Origin of the sequence: uncultured Tyzzerella sp. (assembly GCF_963558545.1) — a bacterium.
Lineage (GTDB): Bacteria > Bacillota > Clostridia > Lachnospirales > CAG-274 > Tyzzerella.
The window spans coordinates 1-6,974 of record NZ_CAUWHO010000070.1; the positions used below are offsets into that span (position 1 = coordinate 1).

Sequence of the window (6,974 nt, forward strand, 5' to 3'; positions counted from 1 at the left end):
AAATTTTTATATTTTTATTTAGATACAATACATATTTATATTAAATATTAAAAATATAAAAAATATTATTCAAATGTATAGTTATAATATTATACTATAAAAAATAAACAATTAATAAAAATAAATTAGTAATATATGTAATTATTTTTAATATACATATATAAAAATAATTTTTAGGAGGATAAAAATGTATCCATATTTTTCAAAAAAAGATGATGATGTAAAAATAAAAGAAATAGTAAAGAAAGATGAAGATGATTTAATGGAAGATAAAGATGATTTGACAGAAAATAAAAAAGAACAAGAAGATTTTAGAAGATATATTATAGAAGCATTAGAAGAAGCAATAGAAGACCAGCATAAAAGTAGTATATACTATGAAAAATTGTATAATATGGTAGAAGATGAAAAGGATAAAGACACATTAAGACAAATAGCTCTTAATGAAATGAAATATAAAAAAATATTTATGGAATTATATAAAATGCTTACAGGTAAAGAGGCTAATATTGAAGATAAATATGAAAATGTAGATGTAGATGACAGTTTAATAGAAGAACTTCAAGAAAGTATAGAAGAACAACTAGAAGATATAGACTTTTACAGAATGCTTATGTCTTTATTTTCAGATTTACAAGTAAGAGATATGATATATGAAGTAATTTTAGGTAAGCAAAAGAATGCACAATTAATAAGCAATTTATATAATAAATATAAATAAAAAATAAAATATTATATAAAAAAGACAAAGTTATTTTAAATTTATAATTTTGTCTTTTTTTATATAATTAAGATGTTTTTATATTTTAAAATTAAAAATAATTCAAAAAACAACAAAAATATATAATATTTTACTTATAAATATTGTATAAAATAATATATTATATAAAAAATATATAAGACATTGACATCGATAAAAAACAGGCGTATAATAAATGTATAAAATGAAAAATAAAAATATGGGGAGGTTGTACATTATGATGAAATACTTCCAAAGATTAGGTAAATCATTAATGTTACCAGTTGCTTGCTTGCCTATAGCAGGTATATTAATGGGCTTAGGTTATATGTTTGACAAGTCTGTTATGGCAGGTGGCGACCCAGGAGCAATGTTTATTATTGCAAAATTTTTAGTAACAGCAGGTGGAGCTATAATAAATAGTATGGGTATATTATTTGCTATAGGTATATCTGTTGGTATGTCTGATGACCAAGAGGGTACATCGGCTCTTGCAGGGCTTGTTTCATTTCTTATATTTTTAACAGTTTTAGAACCAAGTATAATTGCCTCTTTAAGAGGTATAGATATTGCAGATGTAAATCCAGCATTTACAAAAATGGATAATAATAACCAATTTATAGGTATTATAAGTGGTATTATTGGTGCAAGTTGTTATAATAAATTTAAAAATACAAAACTACCAGATGCTTTAGCATTTTTTAGTGGTAAGAGAAGTGTAGCAATTGTAACAGGTGTTGTATCTCTTGTTGTATCTGTTATATTGTTCTTTATATGGCCTATTCTTTATACAGGGTTAGTAAAATTAGGTACAATTATTGTAGGTTTTGGAGCTGGTGGTGCAGGGGTATACGGGTTCCTTAACCGTTTATTAATACCTGTTGGCTTACACCACGCATTAAATTCTGTATTTTGGTTTGATATTGCAAATGTTAATGACCTTGGTAGGTTTTGGGCAGGTACAGGTACTCTTGGAGAAACAGGTATGTATATGACAGGTTTCTTCCCAGTTATGATGTTTGGATTACCAGCTGGTTGTCTTGCTATGTATCACACAGCTAAAGATAAAAATAAAAAAATAGTTTCAGGTTTATTTTTCTCTTCTGCTATATGCTCGTTTTTTACAGGTGTTACAGAGCCTATTGAATTTGCATTTATGTTTTTAGCACCAGGGCTATATTTAATACACGCTATATTAACAGGGTTATCTTTAGCAGTTTTAGCTTTGTTGCCAGTAAGAGCAGGTTTTAACTTTAGTGCTGGGTTTTTAGATTTATTCTTTAGTTCATTTACACCTTTAGCGCTTAATCCTTGGATGCTTCTTCCTATTGGATTAGTAGTTGGTGTTGTATATTACTTTGTGTTTAGATTTGCTATTAAAATATTTAATTTTAAAACTCCTGGTAGAGAAGATGAGCTAGAGGCTGTATCTAATGCTACTGCTAATATTTCTAAAGAAAGTAAAGATTTTGTAGATACTGCAAAAATAATATTAGAAGGACTTGGCGGTAAAGAAAATATTGTAACAATTGATAACTGTATAACTAGATTAAGAATTGAAGTAAAAGATATTACTAAAATAGATGAAAACAAAATTAGATTGGCAAAAGTTTCTGGTATATTAAAACCAGGTAAAAATGCAATTCAAATAGTAATTGGTACAAATGTTCAGTTTGTTGCAGATGAGCTTAAAAAAATAGCAAAATAAGTATAATAAAAAGGCTAGTTATAATTAGCCTTTTTATTATACTTAAGATTTAGCTTATATTTAATTTTCGTCTTTATTTTGTTCTACAACTTCTAGCTTAGACACGCTTATTTCATAAGCTGTTTTTTCTAAAACTTCTCCATTATCAAGTTTCTTTTGATAATTTCTGCTTTGCATACGTCCAGAAACTTTAATATTGTTTCCAACCTCTAACCCACTTGCAAATTTTGCATTTCTTCCCCATATAATACAAGGTATGTAATCAGATTTATTGTAAGAACGGTTTACGGCTAATAAAACATCGGCTATTTCTCTTCCAAAAGGTGTTTTTCTATACACAGGAGGCTTACAAACGTATCCATTTAGAGATACTTGGTTTGGATTTTTGTTAAAATCTAAATTGAAGTTTATATCTTTAACAAAAGTAGTTAAAACAAGGTGATTTTTATTATCGATAATATTATTATAAGAACGTATTTGTCCAGTAATTTCTATTATTGCACCTATTTTAAATAAGTTTTTGTCTATAAGTCTTTCAGATATAGTTATTGGTAATATATCTGATGTTTCACTTAGTCTAGATGTTTCTATTTTAAATGTATAAAAAGATTCACCATACATTTCGTGTGAAAAAGTGTAATCCGATATTATTTTACCAATAAGTGTTACTATGTTATTTTGTCTTAAATCTGTTTGCATTTTTAATTTCTCCCTTCAGTAGCTTAAAAAAATTTTTAGGATTTGTAACCTTTAAAATACTTATTCTAAAAAAATAGAGTATATACTAACATTTATATTACATATTAAGTATAAAAAATATAAATATATACATAATAAACAAAAAGTGTATAAAATGTTGAAAAAAAATAAAAAAAATGATAATATAATTTTATTAAAACTATAATGGTGATTATATGAAAAAAGCGATACTTATAATATGCTTTGGCAATAAAAATGTAGATGAAGAAGTAAAAAAATTAAAAGAGAAGATAGTTAAAAGTTTTTATAACTATGATATATATGTGTGTTTTACAAGTAGTTTTTTTATTAAAAAATATGGTTATAATTTATATGATATATTAGATAATCTTTATACACAAGGATATGAGGATATACTGTGTTTGTCTTTATTCACAATAGATGGTATAGAATATGAAAAAACTTTATTTTGTATAAATAAGTATAAAACAAAGTTTAAAAGAATAAAAATATCTAGTCCTTTACTGCATAATGAAACTGGATTTTTTGATATTTACAATTTTATAAAAAATAATTATGATGATGACAATTTAATTTATATATGCCACGGAACAGATGATAAAAGCGATTACAAGTATAAAAAATTATTTAGTATGTTTAAAGATGAAAATTTGTTTTTTGCAAATTTAGAAAGTATACCATATATAGAAGATACTATAAAAATATTAAATAAAAAGAATATAAACAGCGTATGTATTAAGCCTTTTTTATTATTTAATGGTAAGCATATACAAAAAGATATATCATATAATATAAAAAATAAATTAATAGATAACAATATTAATGTAACTTTAAGGTTAAAACCACTTTTACAATATGATGAAATAGTTGATATATTTATAAAGCGTTTAATGGAAAGTAAGGAGATTTAATGATAAAACATATAAAAAAGTTTTTGTATAATAAATTTGACATTATAGAACATAAATCTAATTTAAGAACAGAAGTTTTAGCAGGTGTTACAAATTATTTTACTCTTATATATTTGGTTATGCTTGTTCCAGAAATATTAATGAATGTATTTACTGGTGCTATATCAGAAGATGGAAGTATAATAAGAGATTTTGTATTAAGTAATGGCTTAACAGCCAATGAAATGCTCGTAACATTAACAGCAGCTTCTTTTATATGCTCTGGGTTAAGCTCAATAATAATGGGATATTTAACAAATTTGCCTTTCATTCAGGGGCCTAGTCTTGCAGTAGGTACATTTATAACATATACAGTTTGTATAAACTTTGGATATACTTATAACCAAGCTTTAGCTATTGTTTTTATATCTGGACTTATATTTTTTGTTTTAGCTCTTTTTGGAGCAGAAAAGAAGATACATAAATCTATACCTAAAAATATTAAATACGCGGCTACTTGTGGTATAGGGCTGTTTATAACATATCAGGGGCTGTTAAAATCTCATATAATAGAGCAAAGCTCTATTAACACTAATCTTTTTGATATTTCATCTATTACAAGTAATGATACAAAAACAGCTATATTAGCTTTAATAGGTGTAATATTAATAACAATACTCCATAAAAAACATATATATGGCTCTATATTTATAGGAAAAATAGTGTGTATATTATTAGCTTTTCCTTTAGGTCTTGTTACACTAAAAAATATAGATTTTTTTACATCTATAAATTTAGAAAGTGTACTTTTTGCACTTGATTTTAAAGGTATTATAGATTTTAGTAGTAGTGGGCTTTTATTAAAAACTTTTACAACACTTATTGTTGTGCTATTTTCTATATGTATAATGGATATATTTGAAACTATGGCTATGCTTATAGTTACAGATAACTTTGTAGAAATAAGTAAAGAAAGAGTTACTAACAAAAGGATACCTCAAATACTAGAGATAGATTCTATAACAACATCTTTAGGCTCAACAATAGGAAGTGTTACAGTATCTACATATGTAGAAAGTACGGCAGGTATTATGGAGGGTGGAAGAACAGGGCTAACAGCCATAGTAACTGGAATATTATTTTTACTGTCATCATTTTTATCACCTCTTGTTGCTTTAGTGCCATCTGCAGCAACAGCTACAACTCTTATAATAGCAGGTGTTTTGATGATGAGTATAATAAAATTTATAGATTTTGAAAATATAGATGAGGCAGTGCCAGCATTTTTTACAATGATTTTAATGCCACTTACTAATAGTATATTAGTTGGTATAGCCTTTGGGGTTATATCTTATGTTGTCATACAGTTATTTTTAGGTGGCTGGAAAAAAGTTAATAAAATACTGTATTTGTTATCAATATTATTATTAATATCTTTAATATATTTACCAAGATAAAATAGGAATAATCTATCTTTTTATTTAATATATTTTTATATACACATATAAAAACAAAATACAAAGGTAGGGGATTTTTTTGGGAAACGATAGAAAGGAATTTTATAAAAGATTAGCAGAAAATTCTTTAAGAGATATAAAAATACAAAGAGATATAAAAACTACAAGGACAAATACATATAATTATACTAATAGATATAAAAATAAAACTAAAAATGGTATGATAAGATTTGATGAACAAACAACACCAAACACAAAATCAAAATTTTTAACACAAGCTATAATATGTATAATAATATTAGGTGTATTTTATTATTTAGTAAATAGCAACTCTAGTATGGCTAATAATATAATTAATAAAACTAAAAATATATTAGAAAGTGAGCTTAATATAGATAGCAAAATAGCCGATATTTTTTCAAAATTTAATGTTAAAACAGGTAGTAATAAAAATGGTGTATCCATAGATGATGACATTATAGAACAAATGGAAAAGGAAATAGAAAATACACAAAAAAAATAGATAGCCTCAAGACGTATAACGTTGTTCTTGGGGCAGAAAATAAATGGATAAATCCAGTAGATGGTGTTATTACAGGGTATTTTGGAAATAGAGAAAACCCTATATTAAAAAAGCAAGAATTTCATAACGGGCTAGATATAGGTGCAAAAGAAAATACCCCAGTATACGCTGTAAAGTCTGGTATTGTAACAGAGGTTTCAACTTCTAAAACTTATGGTACATATATAAAATATAAAACTTATGATAATTATGAAATAATGTATGCACATCTTAATAAAGCATTGGTAAAAAAAGATGATATAATAGAAAGCAACCAAAAGGTAGGATTGGTAGGAAATACAGGTCTTTCTACTGGTTATCATTTACATTATACAATAGTAAAAGAAGGAGAATATTTAGACCCTATAAATTTTGTAGCTTTACCTAAAGCAAGTTATTTAAACTAATTAAAAAATAATGGGGGGTATATGTTAAAAAAAATAAGTATAAATTTGACGTTTTATGTTACATTAATTTTAGTAATATTTTTTAAAGTATATGATATATATTTATATTTTTTTATTTTTGTTTTTTTACACGAGCTAGGTCATATATTTATGGCAAAAAAGTTTGGACTAAGTATAAAAAAAATTGTTATAACGCCAATAGGACAAATAGCTGTAATAGATAATATAGAAAGATTAGAGCTATATAAAAGGCTTTTGGTAGTAAGTATAGGTGTTTTATTAAATATATTGTTAGCTTTATTTTTTGGTATGTTTACAAATGAAAAGATGCAGTTGATAAAAAATATAAATTTATCAATTGCATTTTTTAATTGTTTACCTATTTTCCCTTTAGATGGGGGTAGGTTTTTTTGCTATATTTTAGGAAGTAAAATAGGAGATTTAAAAGCTAGTATAATTTTAAAAAAATTAGGTTTATTTTTAAGTTTTAT

8 protein-coding genes are annotated in these 6,974 nt (G+C 25.2%); 7 read left to right on the top strand and 1 reads right to left on the bottom strand.

Annotation, left to right across the window (positions count from 1 at the left end; translation table 11 throughout):
- Positions 1-187 precede the first annotated feature (187 nt).
- Together R5Z65_RS09100 and nagE are read left to right on the top strand one after the other, a co-directional pair.
- Positions 188-721 (top strand): ferritin-like domain-containing protein, encoded by a 534-nt coding sequence (locus R5Z65_RS09100; protein WP_317368676.1) that lies wholly within the window; start codon positions 188-190, stop codon positions 719-721.
- A gap of 256 nt (positions 722-977) precedes the next feature.
- A complete protein-coding gene (gene nagE, locus R5Z65_RS09105) occupies positions 978-2,447 on the top strand; it encodes an N-acetylglucosamine-specific PTS transporter subunit IIBC (RefSeq protein WP_317368677.1) in 1,470 nt (489 codons plus the stop codon).
- Between the two features lie 60 nt (positions 2,448-2,507).
- Here nagE and R5Z65_RS09110 read toward each other — a convergent pair whose 3' ends face one another.
- Complete coding sequence (locus R5Z65_RS09110; protein ID WP_317368678.1) at positions 2,508-3,146, bottom strand: single-stranded DNA-binding protein; 639 nt, start codon at positions 3,144-3,146, stop codon at positions 2,508-2,510.
- Positions 3,147-3,361: 215 nt separating this feature from the next.
- Between R5Z65_RS09110 and R5Z65_RS09115 the strand changes: the two genes are divergently transcribed.
- The 5 genes from R5Z65_RS09115 to R5Z65_RS09135 all read left to right on the top strand — a co-directional run.
- A complete protein-coding gene (locus R5Z65_RS09115) occupies positions 3,362-4,078 on the top strand; it encodes a sirohydrochlorin cobaltochelatase (protein WP_317368679.1) in 717 nt (238 codons plus the stop codon).
- Complete coding sequence (locus R5Z65_RS09120; protein WP_317368680.1) at positions 4,078-5,514, top strand: NCS2 family permease; 1,437 nt, start codon at positions 4,078-4,080, stop codon at positions 5,512-5,514. Before R5Z65_RS09115 ends, R5Z65_RS09120 begins: the two co-directional genes overlap by 1 nt.
- Before the next feature lie 79 nt (positions 5,515-5,593).
- Positions 5,594-6,037, top strand: coding sequence for a hypothetical protein (locus R5Z65_RS09125; RefSeq protein ID WP_317368681.1), 444 nt, complete (start codon positions 5,594-5,596; stop codon positions 6,035-6,037).
- Between the two features lie 101 nt (positions 6,038-6,138).
- Complete coding sequence (locus R5Z65_RS09130) at positions 6,139-6,483, top strand: M23 family metallopeptidase (protein ID WP_317368682.1); 345 nt, start codon at positions 6,139-6,141, stop codon at positions 6,481-6,483.
- 21 nt (positions 6,484-6,504) lie between these two features.
- On the top strand, positions 6,505-6,974 hold a 470-nt coding region (locus R5Z65_RS09135; RefSeq protein ID WP_331678039.1), incomplete at its 3' end, for a site-2 protease family protein.